We start from the raw sequence: 26,649 nt of genomic DNA on the forward strand, positions 1-26,649 counted from the left end.
CTGATTCTGATACAACACTACAATAAGCTCAGTCACTTTGCAAGCAAGGATTTTGGGAACGGGCGCGTTCCAGTTCATATAAACAATGCTTGTCGGACGCTTTCAATCAGGTACAATAGTTTCATGTGGAATTATAGATATAAGAGTGAAGCAAAGGAGAATCAGAGGTTGATCTATCTGGACTATGCGGCGACAGCGCCGATGAACGAGCAGGCACTTACGGCTCTGAACGAACTAAATCGCGAGGTATACGGTAACAGCCACAGTCTTCATGATGCGGGCGGCCGGGCAGAAAATATTCTGGAGTACAGCCGGGAGCAGCTGGCAGGTATGATCGGAGGGGCTAAGGAAGGGGTCTACTTCACCAGCGGCGGTTCCGAGTCGAACCTGCTGGCCATCCTGTCCATCTTGAATGGACTGCCTGAAGGTCGTAAGCATTGGATCACCACTACCGTCGAGCATGCATCTATTCGCAATGCGCTTCCGCTGCTGGAACGACTCGGTTATCGCGTTACGGCTATTCAACCGAATTCGCAGGGGTTGGTAACAAAAGAAATTCTGGAGAATGCAATCCAGACGGATACGGGGCTTGTATCCATCCAGCATGCCAACTCGGAGACGGGGATTATACAGCCGCTCGAAGAGCTGTCCCCGCTGCTGAGAGCTCGGGGAATTGTTCTTCACAGTGATATGGTTCAGACCTTTTGCAAGCTGCCGATCGATGTGACCCGTATGGGCGTGGATGCCGCTTCCTTCTCCAGTCATAAAGTATACGGTCCAAAAGGCGTCGGCGCAGCTTATATCGCTCCAGCTGTCCCATGGAAACCTGTACTGCCCGGCACCAGCCACGAGCGCGGCTTTCGCGCCGGTACGGTTAATGTACCGGGAATCGGCGCTTTTGTCACTGCAGCTGCGAGCGTCATACAGGATCAGCCGGAGGTGCTGGCACACTTCCGGCGGCTGCGCAGCCATCTGTTCAGCCAGGCGAAGCAGCATGGGATTCCACTGACGAGCGCAGCGAATGAACGGGAGGTCCATCTGCTTCCGCACGTGGCGGGCTGTATTTTTGGCGGAATGGAAGGTCAGTATGTTATGCTGGAGTGCAACCGGAACGGGATCTGCATCTCTACCGGAACGGCCTGTGCAGCAGGCCACCAAGAGCCTTCAGCCTCCCTGACGGCAATTGGACTGAGGAAGGAGGATGCCCTTCAATTCATCCGCATTTCCTTTGGCCGGTCCACAACCACGGAAGAACTTGACCAGCTTATTCAGCTGCTGGCATCACTGAAAGGAGGCGGTCCGATTGACGGATAAAATCAAGCTGACCGGGGATGAACGCCGGGCTCAGCTGCTCGACTGGCTGAAATCCTCTTCTCCTCTTACCGGGAACGAGCTGGCTCAGCGGGCCAGTGTATCCAGACAGGTCATTGTTCAGGACATGACACTGCTGAAAGCGCGCAACGAGCCCATTCTTGCGACCAGCCAAGGTTATGTATATATGGAGAGTGATTCGAGACAAGGCCCTGCCCTGCTTGAACGGGTAATCGCCGTGCAGCATACACCGGAGCAGAGCGAGGAGGAGCTGCTGCTTATTGTCGATCATGGCGTCGGCGTCAAGGATGTTATCGTGGAACACCCTGTCTATGGACAAATATCAGCACAGATCCGCGTACATACACGCAAAGAAGTCTACGAATTCATTAGCAACATCCGCTCCAGTAAAGCCACCTTTATCTCAGAGTTGACCCAGGGGGTGCATCTGCATACCCTGACTTCGCCAAGTGAAGAGCGGCTTGATGAGGTGTGTGAAGCTTTGAGGGAAATTGGGTTTCTTGTAACTGACTGAGTGAATCAGACCCCGCTGCAGGTGCATATCCGGTTCATCCCTGCTGAAGCAGCTGCCAACAAAACTTAGAACTGACACAAAACAAAAGAGCCTGCCGGATCACAGAATGGTGACCCTGGCAGGCTCTTGTTCCTAGCTGCAAATTAAATAACCCAGTTCCCTTGGCGGAATACCGCTTCTACCGTTCCGTCGAACAGCTCCCCGTCGATGTTTAGATCAGCAGAACCGATCATAAAATCGACATGAGTCAGGCTGACATTGGCCCCGTGTGCCAAAAGCTCCTCAGAGGTCATCTCTGTTCCCTTCTCCAGGTTAAACGGATAGGCACTGCCCAGTGCAAGATGGCAGGACGCATTCTCATCTACACCTGTGTTGTAGAAAATTCGGTTCAGGTTGGAGATCGGCGAGTCATGCGGCACGAGGGCAACCTCCCCGAGATAGCTTGCACCCTCATCCGTCTCCAGCAGGTTCTGAAGATGCTGCTCCCCGGATTCAGCCGTGTACTTGATAACTTTACCATTCTCGAACGTAAATGTAATCTTATCCACCAGCTGGCCGTTCAGGTTCAGCGGCATGGTGCTTGTCACATACCCGTTGACGCCACTGCGTTTGGGCATGGTGAACACTTCTTCGGTCGGCATGTTAGCCACAAATTGATGTCCCTGTCCATTCTCGGCTCCGCCGCTTTTCCAGATATGCCCTTCAGCCAGCTCGATGGTCAGATCGGTACCTGGTGCCTGATAACGAAGGCTTTTGTAGCGTTTGACGTTAAGCTTATCCTGCATCTGCTGGAGCGTCTCCAGGTGCTGGCGCCAGTTCTCCACGGCATCGCCGCTTCCTACACGGTTCATCTTGAAGATCGTGTCCCACATCACAGCCACTCGCTCTTCTTCTGGAACATCTGCAAAAACCTTGTTCGCCCATGCCTGGGTTGGCGCCTTAATCAGACACCAGCTGATTTTGTTGCTGCGGGTGTACTTGGAGTAGCCGGCCCGAGCCGCAGCAGCAGCCTTGGTCGACTGAGCTACCTTGCCGGAGTCAATTCCCTGGTACAGGTCCGGATCCGGTACCTTGATCGTCAGTGTTGCTCCGCCTTCTTCCGCAAACTTCTCCAGCATGTCGGCCTTCCACTGCGGATAATAACCAAATGTATCGTCTGCTCCGTATTCAAAACGGCTGCGCGTAATGACATCATCCTCCAGATCGACCTGGACATATTTTGCGCCAGCCGCATAAGCCTTCTGTACAATAAAACGTGTAAATTCCAGCGTCTCCACCGGTGAAGTTACCATCAGCACCTGTCCTGGTTGAATATTAACGCCCACTTTGATGACGAGTTCCGCATACTGCTCCAGCATTTCTGTAAATTGACTCATTTCGTTGTCCACTCCCGGCCTATGTATTCGACCAGCCCAGCGGGCTGGTCAGTCTATGGTTGATGCCAACTGTAGTTAATTCTGTTTCGTTTGCCCTTTCTCCTGCTCGCGCAGCTCTACGCGGCGGATCTTCCCGGAGGTGGTTTTCGGCAGATCGGATACAAATTCTATTTTACGCGGATATTTATACGGCGCAGTCCATTCCTTCACATGCTGCTGCAGCTCCTTCACCAGCTCTGGTGAACCCGCTGCATCCTCCCGCAGCACAACAAACGCTTTTACGACATGACCGCGGATCTCATCAGGACTGGCTACTACCGCACATTCTTTCACGGCAGCATGCTTCATCAGCGCTTCTTCGACCTCGAACGGACCGATCGTATAGCCTGAACTGATAATTATATCATCACCGCGTCCCTCAAACCAGAAGTAGCCGTCTTCATCACGGCGGGCACGGTCACCTGTTACAAAGTAGTCTCCCCGCTGGCTGGCCTGCTTACGGCCCGGATCTTTGTAGTAACCATGGAAAAGCGCAGGCATATCAAGCCGAACTGCGATATCGCCAACCACACCCGGAGCAACCGGAAGCCCTTCGTCATCGACAATTTCGACCAGCCCTGGCGCAATGGACATCCCCATGGAGCCCACGCGCAAATCTGCGTCCTTCAGTACACCAATCAGAAGCGTGCTCTCGGTCTGGCCATAACCGTCCCGGATCATGATCCCAGCTTGGCTGCGGAAAATATCAATAACCTGCTGATTCAGCGGCTCCCCGGCCGATACGGCGCTTCTCAGCTTCGATAGATCAAATTGCTCCAGTCCGCCGCCTTTCGCCATTAGACGATACTCGGTCGGCGTACAGCACAGCACCTGTATACCATATTCCTGGATCAATTCCAGATACCGCTGGGGGTGGAAAGATCCACTGTAGACAAACCCGGTCGCTCCTCTTCCTAAAACGGATAGGAACGGGCTCCAAATCCATTTTTGCCACCCGGGTGCAGCTGTTGCCCAAACCGTATCATCCGGATGGATATCCAGCCAAAGCGTGGATGCAATCCGAAGATGGGCATATCCCCAGCCATGGCTGTGCATAACCCCTTTGGGATTGCCTGTCGTGCCGGATGTATACGCCAGAATCGCAAGATCGTCCCGATGGGTAACCTCTGCTGTGAATGTATCCGGTTGTCCATCCATGAGGGCCTGCAGTCCAAGCCATCCCTCTGCCTGCCCGCCGTTCAGGGCTGGAACCGCAATACGGTGCTTGAGGGCAGGCAGTTCCTCCTGAATTTTGTCCACTTCTCCAGTCAGGTCAGACCAGGCGAGGATCGCAGATGCTTCAGAATGCTGGAGACGGTAGGATAGATCTTTGGCACGAAGCATCTCGGAAGAAGGAATAATGGCCACACCCATCTTGAGACAGGCCATGTAGATGACGTAAGCGATAATTCGACGGGGTACCATAACAAGTACGCGGTCCCCCTTCTCCAGTCCCAGCTCTTTTAATCCTGAGGCAAGGCGGTTCACTTGACGTCTCAGTTCGCCGTACGTAATCTCTGCGTACTCCTCTTCGACACCAAGCCATTTCAGCGCAACTTTGTCGGACGGATGATTTTCCATTTCGGATGTCAAATTATATAGTTCGGGTGCAGTCCACGATTCGTAGTTCAATTGGAGCCATCTCCTCTGTACGTTTAAATAATTTACTGCTTCTTATTATAACACTAAATCCTAGTACCAAGTACTAGTACCACGAAAAATAATTAACCTCTTATCATTATGGGGAAATTATTGCTCTATAGATACATTAGCAAGCAAGTATACCGCCCCCATAAAGGTTGCATGAAGATTAAACCGTTCGCTCCCTATCGCATACAGGGTATAGTATACTTAGAACATACCCTTGAAACTGGGAGTGAATATGATGAAGATACAGCTGACAGCACTAGCAGCAGAGCGATTGCTCGATAAAATCGGGACTGAACCAGGTTATATTAAAATGTTCTACGAGACCCAGGATTGCGGCTGTGACGGTATTACCGTACTGCTTATCGTCGATGAACCGGCCAAGGATGATGTACCTGTAGATACGGATACCGTACCTTTTATCATTGATAAGCTGCATGCCGTCTATTACGAAGAGTCCATGCGCCTGGATACCGACCCGACATATCCCTCTTATACTCTGAACAGTGACTCCATGACCTACAGCAGGAATATTACGGTCCGGGATATCCGCCATACAAACGAGATGCCTGCCGCATCATCGGCCGCTGCAGCTTGTGCAGTACCCCAAAAATCATAATCGATATGTCTGCAGTAAGCAGAAACCCGGTCCCTAAGGACCGGGTTTCTTGTTTTATTTTATTCTTGTCACTAACGCCGCACCTGCCGAAAAGCCTGAATAAATGACTCGGGATGACTCTCTACAGTATACGAAAAGACACCTTGATAGGTATGAAGATACAGCATGCCTCCTCCGCCCTCCGGACCCATCGGACGAAAGGACATGTCGAATACCTGTCCTAATTCAAATTCACGGTGGCGGGTCTGTACCCGGTCCGGAAAGAGGTAAAGCATCCGTTCCTCGTGAACCGTAATCTGGGCGGCATCCATAATGCTCCGCTGAACCTTCGTATACGGTTGTCTGGCAATCCAAGCCAATGCGATCCCTCCAGTATCTGGTGAAAAAGGTCACTCCGGTCCATGACCGAAATGACCTTCTCCCGAACGTAAAGATTAGCTTTTGGTCGACGGCTGGTCATCCCAGCATTCGGTATCCGTCAATCCGCGAATCGAAGATGAGCGGAAGACCGGATCCTGGCCTGCTTTTTTCTGCCGCATATAATCTGCCAAAGCGCCAAAAGCAAAACGGGCCAGCAGCACAATTGCGATCAGATTGACGATAACCATCAGACCCATGAACAGGTCGGCCATATCCCATACAAGCTGCACCTTGGCAACCGCGCCGAACATAACCATCGCCAGCACACCAATCCGGTAAGCCCAGAGCCAGCCTTTACTGGACTTAATAAACTCTATGTTGGTTTCACCGTAGTAATAGTTCCCGATCAGCGTGCTGAAAGCGAACAGGAATACCATAATAGCCAGGAAGCCGGATGCCCATGAACCGATGTGCACACTCAGCGCAGCCTGTGTCAGCTCAATACCGCCCAGTCCCTGCTGCTTGTAAGCCCCTGACAGCAGCACGATGAAGGCGGTGCTGGTGCAAATGATCAGTGTGTCCGTCAGAACACCAAATGCCTGAATCAGTCCCTGCTTCACCGGATGGCTCGTAGTCGCAGTTGCAGCTGCATTCGGTGCACTGCCCATACCTGCTTCATTGGAGAACAAACCGCGTTTGATCCCGTTCATCAAAGCCGCACCAATTGAACCGCCTGCAATCTGGTCAAAACCAAAGGCATTCTTGACGATCTGTCCAATGACGCCCGGAAGCTGTGTAATGTTCGTCAGCACAATAAACAGGGCAATACCGATATACAGCACGGCGAGTATAATGACGATGTACTCGGACATTTTGGCGATCCGTTTGACGCCGCCGATGATAATGGCTCCGAAAGCAACGGTCATAATCAAGCCTACGATGAGCCGGTCTGTCCCGAAGGAGTTGGCAAATGCAACTGTAATCGTATTGGACTGGACGGCGTTAAATACGAGGCCGAAAGACAGCGTAATGAGAATCGCAAACAGGATACCCATCCACCGTTTTTTCAGGCCTTTTTCCATGTAATAAGCCGGGCCCCCGCGGAAGCCGCCGCCATCGCGAACTTTATAAATCTGCGCCAGCGTACTCTCCACGAATGCGGATACCGAGCCGATGACGGCCAGAACCCACATCCAGAACACAGCACCTGGACCTCCAAGTGCTATGGCAATAGCTACGCCCGTAATATTTCCTGTTCCTACCCTTGCCGCCATACTGATACAGAATGCCTGGAAGGGTGAGATACCATCCTTGTTTTTGCCGCCGGATTCCCGAAGTACACGGAACATTTCTCCGAGCAGCCGGACCTGCAGAAATTTACTGCGGAACGTAAAGTAAAGGCCTGCGCCGATCAGCATAATAATAAGCAGTTTTGACCATAACAGGTCGTTGATTAAGGTAATCCCATCTTGTAGAACCTGCTGCATCTTGAAGTTTCCTCGCTGTCATCATAATTTTGGTGTCAACTTTTATAACAGTATACAAAAATTGAAACATGAAAGAAAGAGAAACATTCTATTGAGATATTTTCACAAAAGCTTCCAACACGCAGTTTGCAGATTTATATTTCCCCGCGGACATGCGGTACTACTTCCTGCCGATAAAAATGGTACAGCTTCTTCAGCTCGTCATCGCTAAAGGAAGGTACGTCCAGCGTACCGAGATTATCCAATACCTGATCCGTATTTTTGAATCCGGGAATGACACAGGACACCTGGGGCTGATCCAGAATCCAGCGCATAGATGCCCGAGCCATACTGTGCCGCCCCTCTGCGATCCATGACAGCTGTTCAGCAAGCTCAACCCCTTTGGCAAAAGGCAACCCCGCGAACGTCTCGCCGACATTAAACTGCTCTCCATTGGCGTTAAAATTGCGATGGTCATTAGCTTCAAACTGCGAGGATTTGCTGAATTTGCCGGTCAGCAGACCGCTTGCCAGCGGCAGCCGGACCAGTATGCCTGCATCCTTCTCCGCAGCAAGCGGCAGCAGCTGCTCTACAGCCTGCTGGCGGAACAGATTGAAAATGATCTGCAGTGCTTCTACCCCGGGTACGGACAGGCAATGCAGCCCTTCTTCTACTGTCTCGACACTGACTCCATAGTGCCTGATTTTGCCTTCGTCTTTCAGTTTGTCCAATACCTCGAATACAGCCCCCTGCTTCAGCACTTCAAAAGGTGCACAGTGAACCTGGTACAGGTCAATCGCTTCACGTTGTAAACGCTTCAAACTCTGTTCACAGTATGCACGGACAGCCTTCTCTGAATAATTGTCCGCATCGTGGATATTACCTGCGCGGCAGAATTTGGTTGCAATATGTACATCATCATGCCTGCCTTTCGTCGCCTTGGCGAGCAGCTCCTCCGCATGACCGCCTCCATACACATCCGCGGTATCGAAGAAGTTAACACCTTCCCCTATTGCAAGCTGCAGGGATTTCAGAGCATCTTCATCCTTACTCGTACCCCAGTCTCCCCCGATGGCCCAAGTGCCGAAGCTCACCTCACTGACTTCTAGACCAGTTCTTCCCAATTTTCTATATTTCATAGCCGCTTCCTCCTGTAATTTTCGTTATAGATATCCAATTCATCTCTTACCCGGATTAGGGAGTACCTTAAACATGAGTTTACTTAAGATTCCAACAGCCGGCCAGCCTGAACAAAATGTTCAACGATCCCCAACCCTACGGCAGCCGTCAGAGCCGCCCCGACGGCGCCCTCCTCCTGCCATTTCGGCAGCTGCAGCGGTAAGCCGAATTGCTGCTCTGCTGCTAGACGAAGAGCTTGGTTCAGACGCAAACCATTACCAGACCCGATCAGCCGTGTTCTTCCCTGCATAACTTCGGGAGGCAGCGCGGCCGCAAAATGATACAGCTCCTCCACCATTCCCCAGATAAATCCATGAGTCAGATTGGCTGGTGTCAAATTGTCCATGGTGATGTTGGTAATTGCGCCTCTCTGAGTCGGATTATCCCGGGTTCCAAGAAACTGTGCGGCCACCCGGAGACTTTCACTGCCTTGCGGCGAAAAAGCGCTTTGCGCGGTCAGACTTTCCATATAATCATATACACTGCCGGGATCACGGCCTGTATAAGTGTGAATAAGCTCGCGCATGAATTGTTCAAGCACCGCATACGCTTTTCCACCGGTTAAGGATGCTCCAACCCACAGGTACCCGCCACCCGGATAAGGTCTGCGCTCCATTCCCTGAATATCACCTTCATATCCGTCAACATAGACAGACAGCTGTCCGCCGGTTCCCAGATTCAGCAGCAGACTCTCGGCAGGTGCGCTCACACTGCCGAGAAAGCTGGCCTGATTGTCACCGATCGATAGAAATACAGCCACTCCTTCCGGCGTCTCGCCGACCTGCGAACCGGACGGAAGAATCTGCGGCAGCAGGGAGATATCAAGACCGGCATCTTCAAGCTTGTCCTGTTCAAATGCTCCTTTCCTCCAGTCATAGCCTCCCACGCCCGCGGCCTGGGTCGGATCGATGACCGGCATGGCCGAGCGGGTCATCCGCATAGCTATGTAATCCGCTATCGTGACCATGCCCACCCCTTCCTGCGGGACGAGCCCTTGGGCCACATTGCAGGCATGAGTCGCCAAGCCATAGCCTGGTGCTACCGGGGTACGCAGTCTGCGTGACAGTGTTTCGGCAAAGCTGATACCGCCCGCACTTATCTCGGCGGCCCGTTGATCCTGCCAAGTGTACAGCGGACTGCAATGGCGGCCCGATGCATCGACATATAGGATTCCATGCATTTGTCCGGTAAGACCGATGCCTCCCAGCGGTTGAGCCAGCGTGGCCGTCATCTCTGCCTGCAGCCTGCTTACCAGCTGCCAGATCACTTCCGGATCTTGAAGCTTCTCGCCGCTCGTGGAAGAGGGGATCGCGGAGTTGTTGGGCAGGCTTCTGCTGCATTGTATGATTTGCTGGTCGGTGTCCAGTATAATACCACTGATCGAGGTGGTTCCGATATCCATTCCCATAACGAACATGCTTGTGTCCTCCCTGTTTCGGCTTCCAATAGTGCTTCTACCAGTATCCGCAACTCGGGGCCCTGTGTCAAAAAAAGACAGCCCTCCTCCCGGAGAGCTGTCTTTCTGTTAATCAAACATGTAGAATGATGGCTTCAACTTACTTCGCGCTGTTGGTCACTTCAGCAGGAATGTCGATTTTGTCAATCGAGTTATGCTTGCTGATCTTGCCCTTCATGTCCATGACCATATCAATTTTCTGGCCTTCCACATCCATCGTCATAACCATATTTACATTGGTATCAACCGGATAGTTGGTTTTTTTGTCGACGGAGTACGACATGTCCATGCTCTTGATGTCCATTTGATCCAGCAGCTGGGCAGCCTGTGCGTTGGCACCTTCGCTCTGCTCCAGGAAGCTCTTCGCCAGTTCCTTCACGCCGTCGCCGGACAGATTAGCTTTGAGCAGATAGGTGTCGCCTTCGTCTGTGACTTTAGCCTGGTCGGCAATGGAGTCAAACTGCTTGAACTGCTGCTCCGGGCTGCCTGCATTTTTCATTTGTTCCAGAAGAGGCTTGGCGCTCTCGTCCGGCAGCTTCACCCATGTTCCGTTCTGCTGGCTGTAGATGCCATCTTCGGTGATATACTGCTTGATCGTTTCACCATTGCTGGCGCCTGGAATGTTGGATTCAATCTCCTGGTACATTGCGAAAGGCTCTTTCACCATGTCCTGTTTCGTTTTCATAGAGATGTCCTGCTTCTGCTCTTTACCGTCTACTGTCATCGTCAGGCTCTGATTAATGGTGCTCTCCATGGAGAAACTTTTCAGGCTTGCACCTGCTTCAGTTACCTTCTGGACCAGTTCCTTTGTGGTTGGAACCTTGGTTTCCTCCGAAGCCTTCGTAGCCGAAGCATCCGTGGATGGCGTGGAAGTTGATGTGGCCGGTGTATCACTCTTTGCCTCATCATTGCTGCTGCACGCAGATAAACTTGCTGTTAACATGACCCCTGTTAGAATTACTGCCCACTTTTTCAAAAGAATGTCCTCCTAAATTGTATTCCCTTTGATAATAAACAAAAAAAGCAGCTTGAAACCATTTTAAAGGGAAATTAAGGCTATCCTACTAAAAAATAAGTAACATCTGCATGTGAATTATGAAGGTTTATGAAGACATTTTGTCGTTAGATAGGGCCTATGACTTACGCTTTTTCGACATTTTTCTACATTAACTATAAAAAGAGACGGCAGCGCCGTCTCTCCATGAAGCAGGATATTAACCATTCACCAGCGGATAGTCCCGGTACGGATTCTGAATGCTGATCCAGCGCATACGCGAGAATTTGTCGATGGCCCAGTCACCGCCAAACCGTCCCAGCCCCGAAGCCTTCTCCCCACCGAACATGACATGGGCTTCATCATTCACCGACTGGTCGTTCACGTGGATCATCCCTGTCTCGATCCGGCGTGCCACACGATAACCGCGTTCCAGATCCGTTGTAAAAACAGAACCGCTCAGTCCGTATTTGGTGTCATTCGCAATGCGAAGCGCCTCTTCTTCACCCGATGCTTTGATAATAACCGCCACCGGGCCGAACAGCTCCTTCTGCACGATATCGAAATCCGGCTTCACATCCACCAGCACGGTGGGTTCCAGAACGCTGCCTTTGGCTGTACCGCCTGCAGCCACTCTGGCCCCCTGCTTCTTCGCCGATTCGACCTCTCCGAGCAGCCGGTCAACTTCACGCTTGTGAATGAGCGGCCCAACAAGAGTCTTAGGATCTGCAGGATCTCCAGCCTGCAGTTTTTTCACATAACCGAGGAAGGCTTCAAGGAACGCATCGTAAATGCTCTCATCCACAACAATCCGATTCAATGCCATGCAAATTTGACCCTGGTGCAGGAACTTGCCAAAGACAGCGGCCGCCGCTGCACGATCCGCCTCCGCGTCATCCAGAACGACCATAACGTTATTGCCGCCCAGCTCCAGCGCCGATTCCTTGAGATGCTCGCCAGCCAGGCGTCCAATCCCCTGACCCACCTCAGTTGAACCTGTAAACGAAATCACCTTCGGTATCGGATGGCTGACAAAATCATCGCCGATCTCGCTGCCGCTGCCTGCCACGACATTGAGGACGCCTGCCGGAAGTCCCGCTTCCTCGAACAGATCCGCAATCAGCCATCCGGCTGTGATCGGGGTATCCGAAGCGGGTTTGATGACTACGCCGTTTCCGAGTGCAAGAGCTGGTGCTACAGAGCGCATACACAAATGCAGCGGGAAGTTCCATGGTCCGATGACGCCGATAACGCCTTTGGCTTCCCGGATAATCCGGTTCTCCTTTCCGGGAATATCGGAAGGAAGAATTTCACCCTTCATCCGGTACGGAAACGAGGCGGATTCTTCAGCAACTCTTCTCGCACTTTTCCATTCAAGCTCTGCTTTTACCCTTGTACTGCCCGATTCCTGGATCAGCAGCTCGATGATCTCGTCTTTTCGCTGGTCCATCACGACGGTCACCTGGCGAAGCACCTTACTGCGTTCACCCGGGGGCAGAGCAGCCCATTCGTGCCCTTTTTCCAAGGCTGAACGGTACGCTCTGTCAATATCGTCTTTGCTGGAGGATGTCCAGCTGCCAATCACATCACCCGTGAACGGGTTCAGGTTGTCCAACTGCTTCTCGCCTGACCCTTCCACCCATTGGCCTGCGATGTATTGCTTATTCCATTCCTTGGTCGACTTGTTCATTAGACTCATGATAATTGCCTCCTTCTGGTTGGTTGTTCAGCAATAACGATTGGTTAGCAATTCACTAATAGTTACCCTTATTAAGGCGTGGGAAAACGATGATGGGTGCATTGTACGGATGCATCATTTTGGAAAAGAGGTTTTCACACCGAACCATGTCTTCACAGAACTATTTCAGATGAGTTATACTTCAGTCAATCGAATGATATGACACCAAGAATCGGCAGCGACCGACGATCTTCCGCTGCGGCTAACCCTCGAAGATCCAGCCTTCGGCCTGAGCTTTTTCACAGCATGAATCATCGATTCCACGATTACCGTCACCTTCCAGAACATCGGCCCGGGACAGACCCAAGTCGTGAACCGTGCCAGGTTTGCTTCCGAGGATGCGCTTCGGACAGTGATTGAGATGGGGATGGAACAGGGAATTACTGAAACCTGGGATCGGCTTGATGAATATTTGACCGCTTCCAGCTAACCATTTCAGGATATGAGTGAATTCAAAAGCAGCAGCCCCCTCGAAGAGGCTGCTGCTTTTTGTCATTTTACCGTCTCATCCTCTGCCCTTGCCTTCAAGGCTGCACGATGAAACGGACAGCCGCCCGGAGAGGTATCATCGTCCCGCAGAAAGTACTGCTTGTATTCCAGATTGCCTTGAGCTCCATACTGCTTCAATTCGGGATGCGCGGGTACTGCATCATATGCCTTCAGGCGGCTGCGAATCCGGGGAGCAATAGCCGCAGCCTTCTGCGGATTCGCATTCCACCGGGTTAATACCCACCGCGGTGTCAGCGCCAGCATAAAGTAAGGAAAGCTTCTGCTCTGGCGGGCATGATGTGCCGGTGTACCACAATAGACAAAATAGCGTTCATCTTCATAACAGAATTCCCACATTGGCTGATGTGGGTCTTCAGGAATGTCTTCCGGCCATGGCATGCTGTCCAATTGGCTCACATCGCTTAGCAGACTCCAGAACACATTTTCATACTCAAGCACACTTCGAATTTCCTCCTCCGGTTCAAAGAAGATCACCAGCGAGGAGTAATCACCGAACGAGCGGGAAGATCTACCGTACTCAGCCAGAATCTCGGCCATCTCCCGGCCAGCCGATCCGCTCCACGGATGGGACACAAAACTATAGCGGAGGTGACCCTGTGCGAATGCATGTGTGGCCGGAATACAGGGAAAACGCGCTTCGCGATTACTCATTTTGGAAGCGAACGCCAGGCACGCCTCCTTCTTCCAGTCTTCCAGTGGAAGCTCTTCATTCACGATATCCCTATATTGAAACAAAAGCGGCATGAACAGTCCTCCTTTTACCTACAGCTTATCGCCTACAGGAAAAATGGTGACTGTCCCGCCGCTTTCTTCTCCGGCTTATTCAATTGTTCTGCAGAACCCGGAAATGGGTCTCTAACCAGCTTAACAGACGCAGATCCTGGCCAGGACCTGCGATAAAGGAAAGCCCAACCGGACATCCCTCCGATTCCGCCAAAGGCAGGGTGACCTGCGGCAGACCGCCAAGTCCGGCAATGCAAGTCAGCTGCATCGTATGCTGGCGAATCTGATCGGCCCGTGGCCCGGTATACCCTCTAAGCGGTGCCGGGCCGGGAACGGTAGGAATGACGAGCATGCTGTCGCTGCCCAGCATCTCAATCAGACGCGTACGGATCGATTGCCTGCGTGCCGTATGCTCCTCATACTGCTCCTGAGTAATGGTCTGTGTCCAGCGGATTCGTTCCCCGATATCTGAGCCAAACACCGGCTTCTCCCGTTCAATCCACGCACCGTGCTCCTGCCAGATCTCATACCCCTGTACCATCCGAAACACACCGGCCCAGTCCTGCAGCGCTTCCCCTTCTAGAGGAAGCGACACGGATTCCAGCCTCACAGGCAGCGAGGACTTACATCCGGTCAATGCTTCACGCAGTGCTGCGGCAGCTAACGGATCACACAGCTCCCATGCTTCCTCAGGAAGAAATGCCAGCTTCCATGACCAGGTTGTCTCTCTGTTCACCTCAGCCGAATCCAGCAGCAGGAAGCCCGTCTGCTTCAACAATTCCAGGGTAGGTGCCATCCAACCGACCGTGTCAAAGCTTGCGGCCAGCGGGATCACACCATCCAACGGAATTTTCCCCCAGGTCGGGCGCATGCCGTACAGTCCACAATAAGATGAAGGAACACGTACAGAACCCCCTGTATCGGTACCCAGCGCGACCCCGGCCAGACCCGCTGCAACCGCAGCGGCCGAGCCGCTCGACGATCCTCCCGGTATACGGTCCGGCGCCTTTGGATTAACAGGGGTACCATAATGAACATTCTCCCCGGCCAGGCTGAACATCAGCTCATCGGTTGCCGTCATGGCAGTCAGACAGGCGCCATTCGAAAGCAGCTTGAAGATCGAAGAAGAATGTGAGGCTGCCGGTGCGTGAGTTCGAAGCCAGGTCGGGTTGCCTGCCCCGTTCGTGTGTCCTTCTACCGCGAACACGTCTTTGACGGCAAAGCTGATTCCATTAAGCACTCCGTTCCCTGTCGGCTCTATATTTTTGGGGCTGACAATCGTACTGTAATCTGGCTGCATGCCGGAGCCCTCCTTTTTTCCATTATTACTTGATACCCTGATTGGTTGACAGATCTCTCTCATCACAGTGTACTATGGCACGTTCCACGGAACGAATAATCGCTCCATAACCGGTACAGCGGCATAAATTTCCGCACAGTCCTTCTTCTATCTGCTGCCGGGTAGGATGCGGATGGTTGTCAAGCAGCGCTTTGGTAGATAGAATCATGCCTGGGGTACAGTAACCGCATTGAAAACCGCCCTCTTCCAGAAATGCGGCCTGAACCGGATCAACACCAGCCAACGGATCTTCCTCAAACGAAGGCAAAGCTGTACTGCCAATCCCTTCTATGGTCGTGATGCTCTTCCCCTCGCATTGATATGCCATCAGAAGGCAGGAGTTCAGCGGTTGGCCGTCAACCAGCACCATACATGCCCCGCACCGGCCGATCTCACAGGATACTTTGGTTCCTGTCATCTGCAGGTCATGACGCAGCAGATCGACCAGCCGCCGGGAAGGCGACGTAACGACTGTGATCTCTTTCCCATTCAATACAGCATTCCAGCGATAGGAGTGGGTTGAGGAATTTGAGGACAGCGTATCTGCTGACGTATCCCGCGCTACCAAGTCTACAGCATCCCGTTCATGCTCGTCATTCATACGAAATGTCTCCTCTCCTCGTCCTGTTCAAACAACGGCTGTATGAGACGCTCCCGCTCGATCGGCAGCTTGTTCAGCCACATGCCGGTGGCATGATGTACGGCTGAAGTTATAGCAGGTGCAAGGGCAACCGAGCCGACTTCGCCGATCCCTCGGGGACCGAATGAGTCTCCGTCAGGGAGATCTTCAATGGCTTCAATCTCTAGCCGGGTATGAATGTCCTTGATGGTCGGCATCAAATACGTATCCAGATTAGTTGTAGCGTACAATCCTTCACGCATGACGGCGTCTTCCGTTAAGGTAAAGCCTAACGCCATCAAACTGCCGCCTTCAATCTGGCCGATGTAGCCCATCGGATTAATCACAGGTCCGGCTGCAACAGCATGCAGCGTATCGAGTAGCTTCACCTCTCCGCTAATCGTATTCACCTCTACTTCCACAGCAACAGCTGCGTAAGTATAAAGATAGTGTCCGCCCACAACGTTGTCAGGTGTAGTCGGGTATTCAAACTGCGTATCGAAGACTAGCGGTTCATCTGCTGCTTCTGCGATCTGACGGTAACTGAGCAGGGGGCGGACGCCGCTGACGGATTTAGCGTAGACACCGTGAATCCCTGTCGTCAGTTCCATACTCGGCTGGCCTGTTAACCGGGAAGCAATTCCAAGTACCTTGCTGAGAAACATGGGCTTGAGACGCTGAAGCGCCATCCAGGCCATCGTTGTGGAACGGGAGGCCGTGCTTGAACCGCTGTGTGGTACCCTGTCTGTATCCCCGATCACAATACTCAGATCTTTACGGTCACAGGAAAACAAATCACAGAGCATGATCTCCAGCGTACCGATTAATCCCTGGCCGAACTCCTCGTAGCTGAATGCTGCTTCGATCAGCCCTTCCGGTGTCAGGGATAAACGGCCGCCTGCGGGATCCGGAATACCGTAACCCAGGCCTGCACCATGCATGGCAACCGCCGCTCCAACTCCACGCCTGATCCAGGGCAGAGATTCTTGCAGATCGCCGGAATCCCTCCGCTGCCACAGTGAAGAGCTGCTGATGGCTTCATATACCTGGGCCAGTCCGTCAGTATGAACAATCTCCTGTTCAAGAGGTCCCGGATCGCCGGCCTCCCGCATATTGAGAAGACGATAGACCCACGGATCCATACCCAATAGTGCTGCCAGCCGGTCCATCTGTCCTTCCATGGCGAAGATCGCCTGGTTTCCCCCAAAGCCACGGAACTCGCCAGACACACCGTTATTCGTATAAACCGATATTCCTTCTACATCAAGATGAGGAATAACATAAGGCCCCATACAATGCTCGGTTGCAAAGTTTAATACCGGTGCCCCGAGCGTGGCATAAGCTCCCGTATCCGCTGTAATTCTTACACGGTGGGCAATGATGCGCCCCTGGGGATCAGCGCCTGTTTTCATTTCAATTTTCATTGGATGGCGTTTGAGACCCGCTCTTACCGATTCGGCACGGGAATTATGGATGTGGACCGGACGTCCACTCTTGATGGCCAGCAGTACTCCGTAAGGCTGTACATTCAGCTCATCCTTTCCTCCAAACGAGCCTCCGATCGGACTGGAGATGACCCGGATATTCTCCTCCGGCATGCCGAGGATACGTGCGAGCTGCATTCGATCCTTGTAGCCATGCTGAGTAGCAGCATACACCGTCAGTCTGCCATCGGGTTCCGGAACAAATAGTCCGCCTTCGGTCTCCATGTATCCATGCATCTGGCGGGGCGTGTAGTAGGTCTCTTCTACGATATGGGCACAGACGGCAAAGGCTTCTTCCGCTTCACCACGCTTTACCTCAGTACGGTGAAGCACGTTTCCATTAGGATGAAGCTGCAGAGCATTCGGCTCCAATGCCTGTTCAGGGCTGGTAATCGGTTCGAGCGGCTCATATTCTACTGTGATTTGCTGAAGGGCTGCAGCCGCAATTTGCGGAGAATCAGCAGCGACGGCAGCGATCGCATCACCGGTATATCGCACATAACGGTCGCATAGTACCGGCTGATCCGGGGTGGCAATTCCGAACAGGTTCATGCCAGGCACATCCTGATGTGTGATGACTGCGCGGACACCCGGCATCATCTCTGCTGCCTCGGTACGGATCGAAAGTATTCTGGCATGGGCATGTTCGCTGCGCAGGACTCTGCCGTAGAGCATACCTTCCATCTTCAGATCAGTCAGATACTTCAGACGGCCGCTCACTTTGTCCCGTCCATCGGGACGGATACGCCACTTCCTCCCGCTGCTTACACGGCTTAAGCGCATGGAATCACTTCCCTTCATTTTCACTCATCCCAGAATACAGCCCTTCAGCCAGCAGACTGGCCGCCACCCGGCAGCGGTAATCAGCTGAAGCAAATACATCCGTAAAGCCGTGATAATCTTCCAGCACATGCCGGCTCAGCTCACCAAGCTGTTTGATGCTGTAAGGATTTCCGATTAACACCTGTTCAACCCGGTTCAGCCGAACCGCAGGAGCTGCCCCGCCGGCCGCAGCACAGCAGGCTGACCGCCATATTCCATGCTCCAGAACGCCCCGGAAGGCAACCGTGACCAGGGATGGCGTAAACGCCTCCCGCCGTCCTATTTTTCGAAAAAATTGAATCATGCGAGTCTCTCCACATTCATCCTCATCTTCACCACAGACCAGCCCGCTATCCATGACAGGGATGAAAATCTCGACGATGATCTCGGCCTGAGACCGCGTACCGCCTGTAAACCGATCCAGCCACTCTTCGACTGAAATCCGTCTCATTCCCTCTGGCTCCCAGATAGTCAGCAGCGCCTGATGAGCGATCAGCGCAGGCAGGGTGTCACCGACCCCGTAACAGATATTGCCGCCGATCGTAGCCTGGTTCCGGATGGAAGGTGCTGCAATTTGACGAATCGCTTCCAGCAGGACAGGAGCATATTCCGCAGTTAATGAATGATACTCACATTCTGATAATGTAGTTGAAGCACCCACTCTCAGTCCTTGGCCGGTCAGCTGAATGCCCTTCATTTCAGGTATCCTGTCCAGACTGATGATCTGCTCGGGATATATCGCTGTGCCGGCTTCCCACTGCGTTCGCAGCAGCGTCCCTCCGGCAGCGTAAATGGAGCGGCACTCTCCCGACAACAGCTGCGCGGCCGCCTGATTCATCATTAGCGGCACGGCTACTGTGGGCTCTGCTGCAGCTCTCCAATCGACAGCTTTCATGCCAGCGCCCCCTTTATTATGGTAGACATCGTAAATATGCCCGGATTTCCTCAAGCTGAGAAGGCGTGTCTGCATCCAGGAAGATTTCACGACCGGAGGTCAGATGTCTCCCCTTCCATTGCGCGGAATGTATCACTTGCTTCGCTCCCTGGTCACCTTCAAGCCGGGCAAGCACATTGTACATCCGGTATGAAAACAGGATAGGCGGCTTTACTTGGCCTCTGTCCTCATAAGCAGCGTAATCTGCGGCTGCGCAGGATGATTGTTTCAGCTGCACAAGCCTTGTAATGTGCGCTTCATTGACAAGCGGCTGATCTCCGAGCAGAAGGATAAAGGCTTCCAGCCTGAGAGCCCGTACAGCAGCCACGCCAGCACGAATGGAATAGGCCATCCCCTGCCGGGATTCTGCGCTGTATACATATTGTACGCGCTCTGCTCTCTCCTCTGCCCTCAGACTTTCCTGCAGCCAGAGGGGTAAAGCCGGCTCGCTTCCGATGACAATGACCGGGTCGAGTCCAGCCCTCAGCGCAGAACGGATAACCAATCCGCCAAGCGGAATCGCTGACTCTCCCAGCGGAATCGCAAGCTTGTTGCAGCCCATCCGGCTGCTGCGGCCCGCAGCCAGGATGATACCAGCCGGCATCTTCATAATGCCTGGCTCTGCAGTGAATGCTCCCGCTTTTGCTGCAGCTCACGCCTCGTCTGCATCAGCTCGGCCGCAATGCTGATCGCAATCTCTTCAGGTCCGTCTGCTCCAATGGAGAGACCAACCGGAGAGTGGAGGTGGCTTCCGGGATGCGGCAGACCTTGAAGCAGACGGGCAGTACGTTCCCGGGTCCCCATGATCCCTAGATAGCTCAGCCTGCATCCTGCTACCAGACCGAGAAACTCACGCTCCCGGTGGAATTGATGGCTCATGATCAGCAGGTAATCGTCATGCCGCAGATTCAGTTTGGGCAGCAGCTCGGCGGGAAAACCCTCCACCAAATCTGCTCCCGGGAAGTCCTCCTGCCGCAGCAACCCCCCTCTCCAATCTGCAATAATAACGTGAAAATGCGCCGAGTCCGCAAGAGCGGCAACCGGGATAGCATCCGGGCCCGCACCAAGAATAATCAGACGGGATTTGGGCCTGAACAGCTGGGTGAAAGGTTGACCGGATGAAACCGCATCCTGGCTCTTTCGAGCCAGCAGCCTTTCTCTCATGGAGGACGAAGGCCGCGACCTGCCTAACCAGGCTGGCTGCCCCTTTGTGACAGTATTATCAGCTGGAGCGAAATAAGCTGCTCCCTTCACATCATCAGCCTGAATGCTTATCGAGTAGCCGAGTCCTGCTTCATCAAAATGGCGTGTAAGAACAACCTCATGTCCGGCTGACAAGTGCTGCTCCATGGCAGTCATCACCTTTGCCAGCAGGCCGCTTACCGGCTCAAGCAGGATGTGCAGCAGACCGCCGCATCCGACGTTCTCCCCCCAGGAAAAATCATCGGTCGGACGCATATCATAGGTCGCAATCTCCCAGCAGCCACTCTGCAGAACCATACCGGTCCTCTCCAGAAGATCATTCTCGATACAGCCGGGGCTAAGGTGGCCATGGCTCCTGCCGTCACAGCCCAGCAGCATAGCTGAACCCTGTTTTCGGTACACATGTCCCTCTGCGAGGATTACAGTCGCGAGTACCCAGCGATCCGGTTCAACACGTCCCTGTCGGCAAATATCACTCATATGCATCACTCATACCTCCTCCCGCACTTTAAACCCTGACCGTACGGCCTCCTAAACGGTAATTTTCCGGGTCAGTCTGGCAATCGACTTGTCTGCTTCCCTCAGAACGATAGAGCGGTCCATCGTCAGTACTTTGCGGTTCTCGAATACGATGCTGCCGTCAATGATCACGGTGTCCACGGTGCTTCGTGTCGCAGAGTAGACCACACGCGAGTAAATATCTGTTTCGTAAGACGGGTACGTATGGTAATCATCGAGATCAAGCAGGACGAGATCCGCCTTTTTGCCCGGCTCCAGACTGCCAATCTCCCGCTCCATCCCCAGTACCTCTGCACCGCCCATCGTGGCCATACGAAGAACAGTACGGGCATCCATTACGGTCGGGCCATGCTGTACCTTCTGGATTAACGCAGCGAGCCTCATTTCCTGAAACATGTCGAGATTGTTATTGCAGGGAGCGCCGTCCGCGCCGATCCCGACCTGAATCTGACGGTTCATCAAATCCGGAATTTCTGCGATGCCTGAAGCAAGCTTCAGATTGGAGCCAGGGCAGTGGGTAACCTTGACGCCGCGCTTCTTGATAATCTCCTTCTCCTCTTCACTCAGCCAGACACAGTGTGCCAGCACCAGCCGCGAGTTGGCCAATCCGATGTGATCCAGGTATACAATGTTGCGCATACCGCGCTCGGATTCTACCAGCTCGATCTCGCCCCGGTTCTCGGAAGCATGCGTATGGACCCGGACATGATATTGTGCAGACAGATCACGCACCTCGGTCAGCAGCTCCTCGGTACAGGAGACGACGAATCTTGGACAAAACGCATATTGGATGCGTCCGCCGCCAAAGCCATTCCATTTTTCCAGCAAATCCACACTCTGCTGCAGAGATACTGAAGTTGTCTCACGCAGTGGAATAGGAACCTCGGAGCCATGGTCCATCATCACTTTGCCGGAAATGACACGAATCCCGCTCTGGGCCATCGCCTGAAAAGCGGACTCCGTATGATTAACTGTCTCCATATCCATAATCGTCGTCGTTCCGCTGGAGATCAGTTCACCAATGCCAAGCAAAGCCGAATAAAAGACCGACTCTTCATCATGAGCCGCTTCAAGCGGCCAGATCCGTTTGCGCAGCCAATCCATCAGTTCCATATCGTCCGCTCTGCCGCGGAACAACGTCTGGCAAAGATGAATATGAGTCTGTATAAATCCCGGCAGCAGAACTTTGCCTCTCGCATCAATGACACGGTCAGCCGGCAGATCGATGCTGGGTCCCATTTGAATAATTAGATTATTTTCAATATAAACATCACCCGTGTAGACTTCCTCCCGGGCATTCATCGTCATGATTTGTGCACCTTTGATCAGAATGGAGCTCATCTTTATTCCCCCCTGCATGAACCGGCTCAGCGCATGGCTTGTTGTATAATTGAATCTTCCCGGGTGTAACGGTGGAGTGCAGCCTGAACTCCTTCTCCTGCAGGAAGCTTCATACCCTGGTGGATCAATACCGCTTCCAGTGCCATCAGAACCTGTAAAATATTCGTTTTGCGGCAGCTGTAGCCCATTGTTCCGATCCTCCATATTTTTCCTTGAAGCGGTCCGAACGAACCTGCAATTTCTACGCCAAAATGATTCAGCAGCATTTGACGCGTGAACTCTCCGTTAACCGAACTTGGGATTTGAACACATGTCACTACAGGCAGCTTGCTGGTTTTATCACCATACAGCTGAAGCCCCATAGCTTGAAGCCCGGCGACCAATGCCTCCTCATTCAGCTTGTGCCTCGCAAAACGGGCCTGTAATCCCTCCTCCAGAATGACCTGAAGACCTTCATGCAGTCCGTACTGCATAGAAGTGGCCTCGGTATGATGATTAAGTCGTGATGGGCCCCAATAATCCTGCAGCTGGCTCAGGTCCAGATAGTTGCTGTTGATGCGCAAATGTGAGCTCTCTGCCTCACTGTTCTGCAGACCTTTTTCAACAGATCTCCGCTGCTTCAGCCGTCTTTCTACTCGATCATTATAGGTAATCGGGGCAAGGCCTGAAGGAATGGACAGGCACTTCTGCGTCCCTCCAATCACGGCGTCCAGCTTCCATTCGTCGGTCTCCACCGGTGTACCGCCCAATGTGGCTACCGCATCCGTCACAAGCAGAATATCCAGCTCCCGGCAGGCAGTACCTACCTCACCCAGCGGCTGCATTTGACCTGTAGAGGTTTCTCCGTGCACAACAGCAACCAGCGAAGGCTTGTGCCGATGTATGGACTGAATGATGACTTCCGGATCAAACACGGAGCCCCACTCCTGCTGGAGGGTAATCACTTCTGCACCGCAGCGTTCGGCAATCTCGACCAGCAGGAGGCCAAAACGGCCGAATATAGGAACAAGCACAACATCGCCCGGTACGATCAGACTGACGAGTACGGCCTCCAGACCTGATCGAGACGTTCCATCGACAGGAAAAGCCCATTCATTGGCGGTGCAGAATACCTCTCTCAGCATTTCCATGGATTCATTCATCAGCTGGGTAAATTCTGGATCAAACTGACCCAGCACCGGATAAGACATGGCCCTCAACACTCTTGGCTCGGCCTCTACGGGTCCCGGTGTCATAATCGTCCTTGAAGAAGGAGATAACGGTCTATAGTTCTTCATGTGCTCCCCCTCCATATCCATAGTAATACAGCATGCTTACCAGCAGTCTGAAGCCGTCTGTTACTTGCTCTGTTGATGTATACTCCAGCGGATTGTGGCTGATCCCGTCCCGGCTGGGCACGAAAATCATTGCGGTTGGACACAGCTCCCTGAACATCTGGCTGTCATGTCCCGCTCCACTGCTAAGCTTCATATAGGATAAGCCCAGCTGTTCACTAAAATAGGCTGCCTGCTTCATCATCCCTGGCTCCATCAGCACGGGATCCGTATGCATTCGTTCCATACAGACCAGCTCCAGTCCCCGCTCAGCTGCAATATCCTTGAACGCCGACGCCAGCCGTTGACCGCACTGCTGCAGGACGGCAGCATCCGCATGGCGCAGGTCTACCGTAAAGTTCACGGCGCCCGGTACCACATTACTGGTGGACGGCTCAATCTGCAGGTGCCCGACTGTCGCTACCAGCCCCTCCACTTCGCAGGCTGCCAGAGCCTCTGCGGACAAAATCATCTCCGCAGCTCCAGCCAATGCATCCTTGCGCCAGAGCATCGGGGTTGTTCCCGCATGGGACGCCTTGCCGCTGAGCAGGACCTCCCACCGCTTCTGCCCAACAATGGCGGTGACGACCCCGATCTGACTGCTGGTTCGCTCCAGCTCACATCCCTGTTCGATGTGGAGCTCCAGAAATGCGCCGGGGACTACAGCCGCCCGAGGGTCCTCATAACCACTGCCGGGCCCGAAGCCCGCATGCTCCATGGCCTGCAGCAGGGTTATACCCTCCCGGTCCCGCATATCCTGCAGTTCGTCGAGCCGGCGCGCACCGGTTATACTGCCGGAACCCCAATAGGCGAAAGGGAAACGGCTCCCTTCTTCTTCACTAAGCGAAATCGCAGATAATCCGCGGACCGGAGTGCCATAGCTGGCCTTCAGATAAGCAAGCGCGTAAACGGCTGCCAGGACACCAAGTGCTCCATCGTATTTGCCCCCGTGAGTCACCGAATCGATATGCGAACCGCTGATAACCGGAGGAAGCTCCGGCCGGCTTCCGTGGAGGCTGCCCGTCAGATTGCCCGCCCAGTCATAACGCGTCTCCAGCCCGCTCTCTTCCATGATTTCACGCACATAGCCCTGTGCTTGCACCCAGGTATCACTGTAGAGCAGACGCGTTACTCCACCTGCAGCATCAGCGCCATGCCGTGCCAGATGGTTTATTTGATCGTTTAATCGCTGTGCATATTGGTGGAACAGAGAGTTGGTGTGTTCCACCTTTGCATGTCGCTCCTTATACATACACGTCACCCCTGACCTGCTCCTGTGAAAGCCGGGAAGGGATATACCGTCCGGCTGCTCCCGGAATGACTCCTGTCTCGGATGTATACACCCGTTCTCCCCGGCAGAATACGGCTGAAATGCTGCAGGAGAATGACCGCCCCAGGTAAGGACTTTGAGTATGACGATACAGCAGCTCCTCTGCTGTAAGCCTATAGGATTTGGTCATGTCGATAACTGCAATATCGGCGTCTTTTCCTACTGCAATCGATCCTTTGCAGTAATCAAGTCCTGTGATGACAGCCGGATTCGCAGACAGGACAGCTGCGAGCCGGTGAAGTGCAATCCCCCGCTTCCGATACCCTTCCTCTAGCATCAACAGCATCGTGCTCTGCGCCCCAGAAATTCCTCCCCATATGTCAAAATAATGCTCTGTTTTCTTCATTTCCGGAGGACAAGGCGAATGATCTGACGCAATGACATCGATTAATCCTAATTGGAGAGCCTCCCATAATCTTGCCTGCTCTTCCTCGCTGCGGATCGGTGGTGCACACTTTGCAGCAGCACCCAGGAGGACAGCATCCTCTTCATTCAAACACAGATAATGCGGGCACGACTCCGATGTCACCGCCATTCCACGGGCCTTGGCATCCCGAATCAGTTCCAGCGCTTCCCGGCTGCTGATATGAACAAAATGAAGCCGGCAGCCGGTAATTCTCGCATAAGCCAGCGCCCTGCCTACCGCCTCAACCTCCGCTGCGACCGGCCGCGACGCCAGATAGTTGCGGATTGGATCGCCTGGTGCCTGACGCATCTCCTGCGATAGCAGAGAAGTGATGGTGTCACTCTCCGCATGAAGGGCGAGCATCCCGCCAAGTCTGGCGATTTCCTGCATGCCGGCGAGCAGGGTCATATCATCTGCTCTTGCAAAGATATCCTCCCCTTCACCGCCCGGCTCAGACATAAAGGCCTTGAAGCCCGGTACGCCCGCCTGATACAGACCGGCCAGCTTGCCACGGTTCCCAGGAACAAGTCCGCCCCACAGTGCAAAGTCAATGCGGGAATCGCTTTCCGCCAGAGAACGTTTGACTTCAAAGGCCTCAACGTCAACCGTAGGCGGGACTCCATTCAGCGGCATATCTACGTAGGTCGTACATCCTCCGGCAGCCAAAGCAGCCGAACCTGTGGCAAAGCCCTCCCAGGAGCCGAGGCCTGGCTCGTTAAAATGGACATGGATATCGACAGCACCCGGCATAAGCACTTTACCGGCACAATCCATGACCTTCTCCGCAAGCAAAGGATCAATGTCCGCTTCCAGAAGGGTGATCCTGCCATCCTTAACCCCAATATCAAGGCTGTATTCGCCATCAGGCAGAATCACAGTGCCACCCTTCATGACAGTATCCAATTGAACTGGCATAATGACTCACTTCCCTGACTGTTTATGGTTAAACTTTAATTGTTGTATCGTTCTGCTTCAGTTTTCACAGGTCCTGTGTTGCGGCACATTATCAGCTGCCACGATAGGTGCTGTATCCTCCCGGAGCGATAAGCAGCGGGATATGATAGCTGGCTGTTCGGTCGGCGATCGTAAAGCGAATCGGGATGATCTCGAACAAAACCGGCTCCATGTTATGATCACGCAGATAATCACCAGCATGAAATACCAGTTCATAAACCCCTTCCTGCATCTCTTTACCTGCCATAAAGGGAGCATCCACCCGTCCATCTGCATTCGTATACCGCTCTGAAATTTGTTCGCGTTCCACAACTTTTCCGTCACGAAGGGCATAGAGCTGGATCAGAAGATGAACGGCCGGCCGGCCGTTAACCAGATTCAGTACATGCGAGGTAAGCTTACCGCCTGTTTCTGATGGTTCATTCATCATTG

At 53.2% G+C, this 26,649-nt stretch carries 24 protein-coding genes; 3 read left to right on the forward strand and 21 right to left on the reverse strand.

Annotated features, from left to right (window positions below; translation table 11 throughout):
• The first annotated feature begins 168 nt into the window (after window positions 1-168).
• Together Q5741_RS03975 and Q5741_RS03980 are read left to right on the forward strand one after the other, a co-directional pair.
• Window positions 169-1,314, forward strand: a complete 1,146-nt coding sequence (locus Q5741_RS03975; RefSeq protein WP_305022769.1) for an IscS subfamily cysteine desulfurase — start codon at window positions 169-171, stop codon at window positions 1,312-1,314.
• Window positions 1,304-1,846 carry a transcription repressor NadR gene (locus tag Q5741_RS03980; protein ID WP_305022770.1) on the forward strand — a complete coding sequence of 181 codons (543 nt, stop codon included), beginning with the start codon at window positions 1,304-1,306 and terminating at the stop codon, window positions 1,844-1,846. Before Q5741_RS03975 ends, Q5741_RS03980 begins: the two co-directional genes overlap by 11 nt.
• Window positions 1,847-1,989: 143 nt before the next feature.
• Here the strand turns inward: Q5741_RS03980 and Q5741_RS03985 are convergent, their stop codons facing one another.
• Together Q5741_RS03985 and Q5741_RS03990 are read right to left on the reverse strand one after the other, a co-directional pair.
• Window positions 1,990-3,222 (reverse strand): aminopeptidase, encoded by a 1,233-nt coding sequence (locus Q5741_RS03985; RefSeq protein ID WP_305022771.1) that lies wholly within the window; start codon window positions 3,220-3,222, stop codon window positions 1,990-1,992.
• A 75-nt stretch (window positions 3,223-3,297) separates the two neighbouring features.
• Window positions 3,298-4,842 (reverse strand): acyl-CoA synthetase, encoded by a 1,545-nt coding sequence (locus tag Q5741_RS03990; protein WP_305023323.1) that lies wholly within the window; start codon window positions 4,840-4,842, stop codon window positions 3,298-3,300.
• 304 nt (window positions 4,843-5,146) lie between these two features.
• Here Q5741_RS03990 and Q5741_RS03995 point away from each other — a divergent pair, with 304 nt between their 5' ends.
• Complete coding sequence (locus Q5741_RS03995; RefSeq protein WP_305022772.1) at window positions 5,147-5,527, forward strand: iron-sulfur cluster biosynthesis family protein; 381 nt, start codon at window positions 5,147-5,149, stop codon at window positions 5,525-5,527.
• A 71-nt stretch (window positions 5,528-5,598) separates the two neighbouring features.
• Here the strand turns inward: Q5741_RS03995 and Q5741_RS04000 are convergent, their stop codons facing one another.
• The 19 genes from Q5741_RS04000 to uraH form a co-directional block, all read right to left on the reverse strand.
• Window positions 5,599-5,886: a hypothetical protein gene (locus Q5741_RS04000; protein WP_305022773.1), complete on the reverse strand. Its 288-nt coding sequence runs from the start codon at window positions 5,884-5,886 to the stop codon at window positions 5,599-5,601.
• A 75-nt stretch (window positions 5,887-5,961) separates the two neighbouring features.
• Window positions 5,962-7,374, reverse strand: a complete 1,413-nt coding sequence (locus tag Q5741_RS04005; protein ID WP_305022774.1) for an alanine/glycine:cation symporter family protein — start codon at window positions 7,372-7,374, stop codon at window positions 5,962-5,964.
• A gap of 134 nt (window positions 7,375-7,508) precedes the next feature.
• Window positions 7,509-8,492 (reverse strand): aldo/keto reductase, encoded by a 984-nt coding sequence (locus Q5741_RS04010; protein ID WP_305022775.1) that lies wholly within the window; start codon window positions 8,490-8,492, stop codon window positions 7,509-7,511.
• 83 nt (window positions 8,493-8,575) lie between these two features.
• The gene (locus Q5741_RS04015) at window positions 8,576-9,949 is read right to left on the reverse strand and encodes a sedoheptulokinase (protein WP_305022776.1); all 1,374 of its coding nucleotides are present in this window, start codon (window positions 9,947-9,949) and stop codon (window positions 8,576-8,578) included.
• A 139-nt stretch (window positions 9,950-10,088) separates the two neighbouring features.
• The gene (locus Q5741_RS04020; protein WP_305022777.1) at window positions 10,089-10,964 is read right to left on the reverse strand and encodes a DUF6612 family protein; all 876 of its coding nucleotides are present in this window, start codon (window positions 10,962-10,964) and stop codon (window positions 10,089-10,091) included.
• Window positions 10,965-11,202: 238 nt separating this feature from the next.
• Entirely contained in the window at window positions 11,203-12,681 is a 1,479-nt protein-coding gene (locus tag Q5741_RS04025) for an aldehyde dehydrogenase family protein (RefSeq protein WP_305022778.1), read from the reverse strand.
• A gap of 241 nt (window positions 12,682-12,922) precedes the next feature.
• The gene (locus Q5741_RS21740) at window positions 12,923-13,216 is read right to left on the reverse strand and encodes a hypothetical protein (protein ID WP_455430322.1); all 294 of its coding nucleotides are present in this window, start codon (window positions 13,214-13,216) and stop codon (window positions 12,923-12,925) included.
• Window positions 13,213-13,974: a YqcI/YcgG family protein gene (locus Q5741_RS04035; RefSeq protein ID WP_305022780.1), complete on the reverse strand. Its 762-nt coding sequence runs from the start codon at window positions 13,972-13,974 to the stop codon at window positions 13,213-13,215. The genes Q5741_RS21740 and Q5741_RS04035 overlap by 4 nt, the downstream gene beginning before the upstream one ends.
• A 79-nt stretch (window positions 13,975-14,053) precedes the next feature.
• Complete coding sequence (locus Q5741_RS04040) at window positions 14,054-15,253, reverse strand: amidase (protein ID WP_305022781.1); 1,200 nt, start codon at window positions 15,251-15,253, stop codon at window positions 14,054-14,056.
• A 25-nt stretch (window positions 15,254-15,278) separates the two neighbouring features.
• Window positions 15,279-15,893 (reverse strand): (2Fe-2S)-binding protein, encoded by a 615-nt coding sequence (locus tag Q5741_RS04045; protein WP_305022782.1) that lies wholly within the window; start codon window positions 15,891-15,893, stop codon window positions 15,279-15,281.
• Window positions 15,890-18,178, reverse strand: coding sequence for a xanthine dehydrogenase subunit D (gene pucD / locus Q5741_RS04050; RefSeq protein WP_305023324.1), 2,289 nt, complete (start codon window positions 18,176-18,178; stop codon window positions 15,890-15,892). The genes Q5741_RS04045 and pucD overlap by 4 nt, the downstream gene beginning before the upstream one ends.
• Window positions 18,179-18,182: 4 nt before the next feature.
• Complete coding sequence (locus Q5741_RS04055) at window positions 18,183-19,112, reverse strand: FAD binding domain-containing protein (RefSeq protein ID WP_305022783.1); 930 nt, start codon at window positions 19,110-19,112, stop codon at window positions 18,183-18,185.
• 16 nt (window positions 19,113-19,128) lie between these two features.
• Complete coding sequence (locus tag Q5741_RS04060; RefSeq protein ID WP_305022784.1) at window positions 19,129-19,761, reverse strand: nucleotidyltransferase family protein; 633 nt, start codon at window positions 19,759-19,761, stop codon at window positions 19,129-19,131.
• On the reverse strand, window positions 19,758-20,840 hold the full coding sequence (locus tag Q5741_RS04065; RefSeq protein WP_305022785.1) for an XdhC family protein: 1,083 nt from the start codon (window positions 20,838-20,840) through the stop codon (window positions 19,758-19,760). Before Q5741_RS04065 ends, Q5741_RS04060 begins: the two co-directional genes overlap by 4 nt.
• A gap of 45 nt (window positions 20,841-20,885) precedes the next feature.
• Window positions 20,886-22,214, reverse strand: a complete 1,329-nt coding sequence (locus tag Q5741_RS04070) for a 5'-deoxyadenosine deaminase (protein ID WP_305022786.1) — start codon at window positions 22,212-22,214, stop codon at window positions 20,886-20,888.
• A gap of 26 nt (window positions 22,215-22,240) precedes the next feature.
• Complete coding sequence (locus Q5741_RS04075) at window positions 22,241-23,491, reverse strand: pyridoxal-phosphate-dependent aminotransferase family protein (protein ID WP_305022787.1); 1,251 nt, start codon at window positions 23,489-23,491, stop codon at window positions 22,241-22,243.
• On the reverse strand, window positions 23,478-24,779 hold the full coding sequence (locus Q5741_RS04080; protein WP_305022789.1) for a Zn-dependent hydrolase: 1,302 nt from the start codon (window positions 24,777-24,779) through the stop codon (window positions 23,478-23,480). The genes Q5741_RS04075 and Q5741_RS04080 overlap by 14 nt, the downstream gene beginning before the upstream one ends.
• On the reverse strand, window positions 24,772-26,178 hold the full coding sequence (gene allB / locus Q5741_RS04085) for an allantoinase AllB (RefSeq protein WP_305022790.1): 1,407 nt from the start codon (window positions 26,176-26,178) through the stop codon (window positions 24,772-24,774). Before allB ends, Q5741_RS04080 begins: the two co-directional genes overlap by 8 nt.
• A 91-nt stretch (window positions 26,179-26,269) precedes the next feature.
• The gene (uraH, locus tag Q5741_RS04090) at window positions 26,270-26,644 is read right to left on the reverse strand and encodes a hydroxyisourate hydrolase (RefSeq protein ID WP_305022791.1); all 375 of its coding nucleotides are present in this window, start codon (window positions 26,642-26,644) and stop codon (window positions 26,270-26,272) included.
• Between the last annotated feature and the right edge of the window lie 5 nt (window positions 26,645-26,649).

The sequence above is a fragment of the Paenibacillus lacisoli genome, assembly GCF_030580655.1.
GTDB lineage: Bacteria > Bacillota > Bacilli > Paenibacillales > Paenibacillaceae > Paenibacillus > Paenibacillus lacisoli.

What these genes read in the sequence shown, in the direction of transcription:
- uraH (WP_305022791.1), bottom strand. Translation starts at nt 26,644, where the DNA reads ATGAATGAACCATCAGAAACAGGCGGTAAGCTTACCTCGCATGTACTG.
- allB (WP_305022790.1), bottom strand. Translation starts at nt 26,178, where the DNA reads ATGCCAGTTCAATTGGATACTGTCATGAAGGGTGGCACTGTGATTCTG.
- Q5741_RS21740 (WP_455430322.1), bottom strand. Translation starts at nt 13,216, where the DNA reads ATGACAAAAAGCAGCAGCCTCTTCGAGGGGGCTGCTGCTTTTGAATTC.
- Q5741_RS04015 (WP_305022776.1), bottom strand. Translation starts at nt 9,949, where the DNA reads ATGTTCGTTATGGGAATGGATATCGGAACCACCTCGATCAGTGGTATT.
- Q5741_RS04075 (WP_305022787.1), bottom strand. Translation starts at nt 23,491, where the DNA reads ATGAAGAACTATAGACCGTTATCTCCTTCTTCAAGGACGATTATGACA.
- Q5741_RS04025 (WP_305022778.1), bottom strand. Translation starts at nt 12,681, where the DNA reads ATGAGTCTAATGAACAAGTCGACCAAGGAATGGAATAAGCAATACATC.
- Q5741_RS03985 (WP_305022771.1), bottom strand. Translation starts at nt 3,222, where the DNA reads ATGAGTCAATTTACAGAAATGCTGGAGCAGTATGCGGAACTCGTCATC.
- Q5741_RS04055 (WP_305022783.1), bottom strand. Translation starts at nt 19,112, where the DNA reads ATGAAAGCTGTCGATTGGAGAGCTGCAGCAGAGCCCACAGTAGCCGTG.
- Q5741_RS04060 (WP_305022784.1), bottom strand. Translation starts at nt 19,761, where the DNA reads ATGAAGATGCCGGCTGGTATCATCCTGGCTGCGGGCCGCAGCAGCCGG.
- Q5741_RS04070 (WP_305022786.1), bottom strand. Translation starts at nt 22,214, where the DNA reads ATGAGCTCCATTCTGATCAAAGGTGCACAAATCATGACGATGAATGCC.
- pucD (WP_305023324.1), bottom strand. Translation starts at nt 18,178, where the DNA reads ATGCGCTTAAGCCGTGTAAGCAGCGGGAGGAAGTGGCGTATCCGTCCC.
- Q5741_RS04045 (WP_305022782.1), bottom strand. Translation starts at nt 15,893, where the DNA reads ATGAATGACGAGCATGAACGGGATGCTGTAGACTTGGTAGCGCGGGAT.
- Q5741_RS04065 (WP_305022785.1), bottom strand. Translation starts at nt 20,840, where the DNA reads ATGCATATGAGTGATATTTGCCGACAGGGACGTGTTGAACCGGATCGC.
- Q5741_RS04010 (WP_305022775.1), bottom strand. Translation starts at nt 8,492, where the DNA reads ATGAAATATAGAAAATTGGGAAGAACTGGTCTAGAAGTCAGTGAGGTG.
- Q5741_RS03990 (WP_305023323.1), bottom strand. Translation starts at nt 4,842, where the DNA reads ATGGAAAATCATCCGTCCGACAAAGTTGCGCTGAAATGGCTTGGTGTC.
- Q5741_RS03995 (WP_305022772.1), top strand. Translation starts at nt 5,147, where the DNA reads ATGAAGATACAGCTGACAGCACTAGCAGCAGAGCGATTGCTCGATAAA.
- Q5741_RS04080 (WP_305022789.1), bottom strand. Translation starts at nt 24,779, where the DNA reads ATGTATAAGGAGCGACATGCAAAGGTGGAACACACCAACTCTCTGTTC.
- Q5741_RS04005 (WP_305022774.1), bottom strand. Translation starts at nt 7,374, where the DNA reads ATGCAGCAGGTTCTACAAGATGGGATTACCTTAATCAACGACCTGTTA.
- Q5741_RS04040 (WP_305022781.1), bottom strand. Translation starts at nt 15,253, where the DNA reads ATGCAGCCAGATTACAGTACGATTGTCAGCCCCAAAAATATAGAGCCG.
- Q5741_RS04035 (WP_305022780.1), bottom strand. Translation starts at nt 13,974, where the DNA reads ATGCCGCTTTTGTTTCAATATAGGGATATCGTGAATGAAGAGCTTCCA.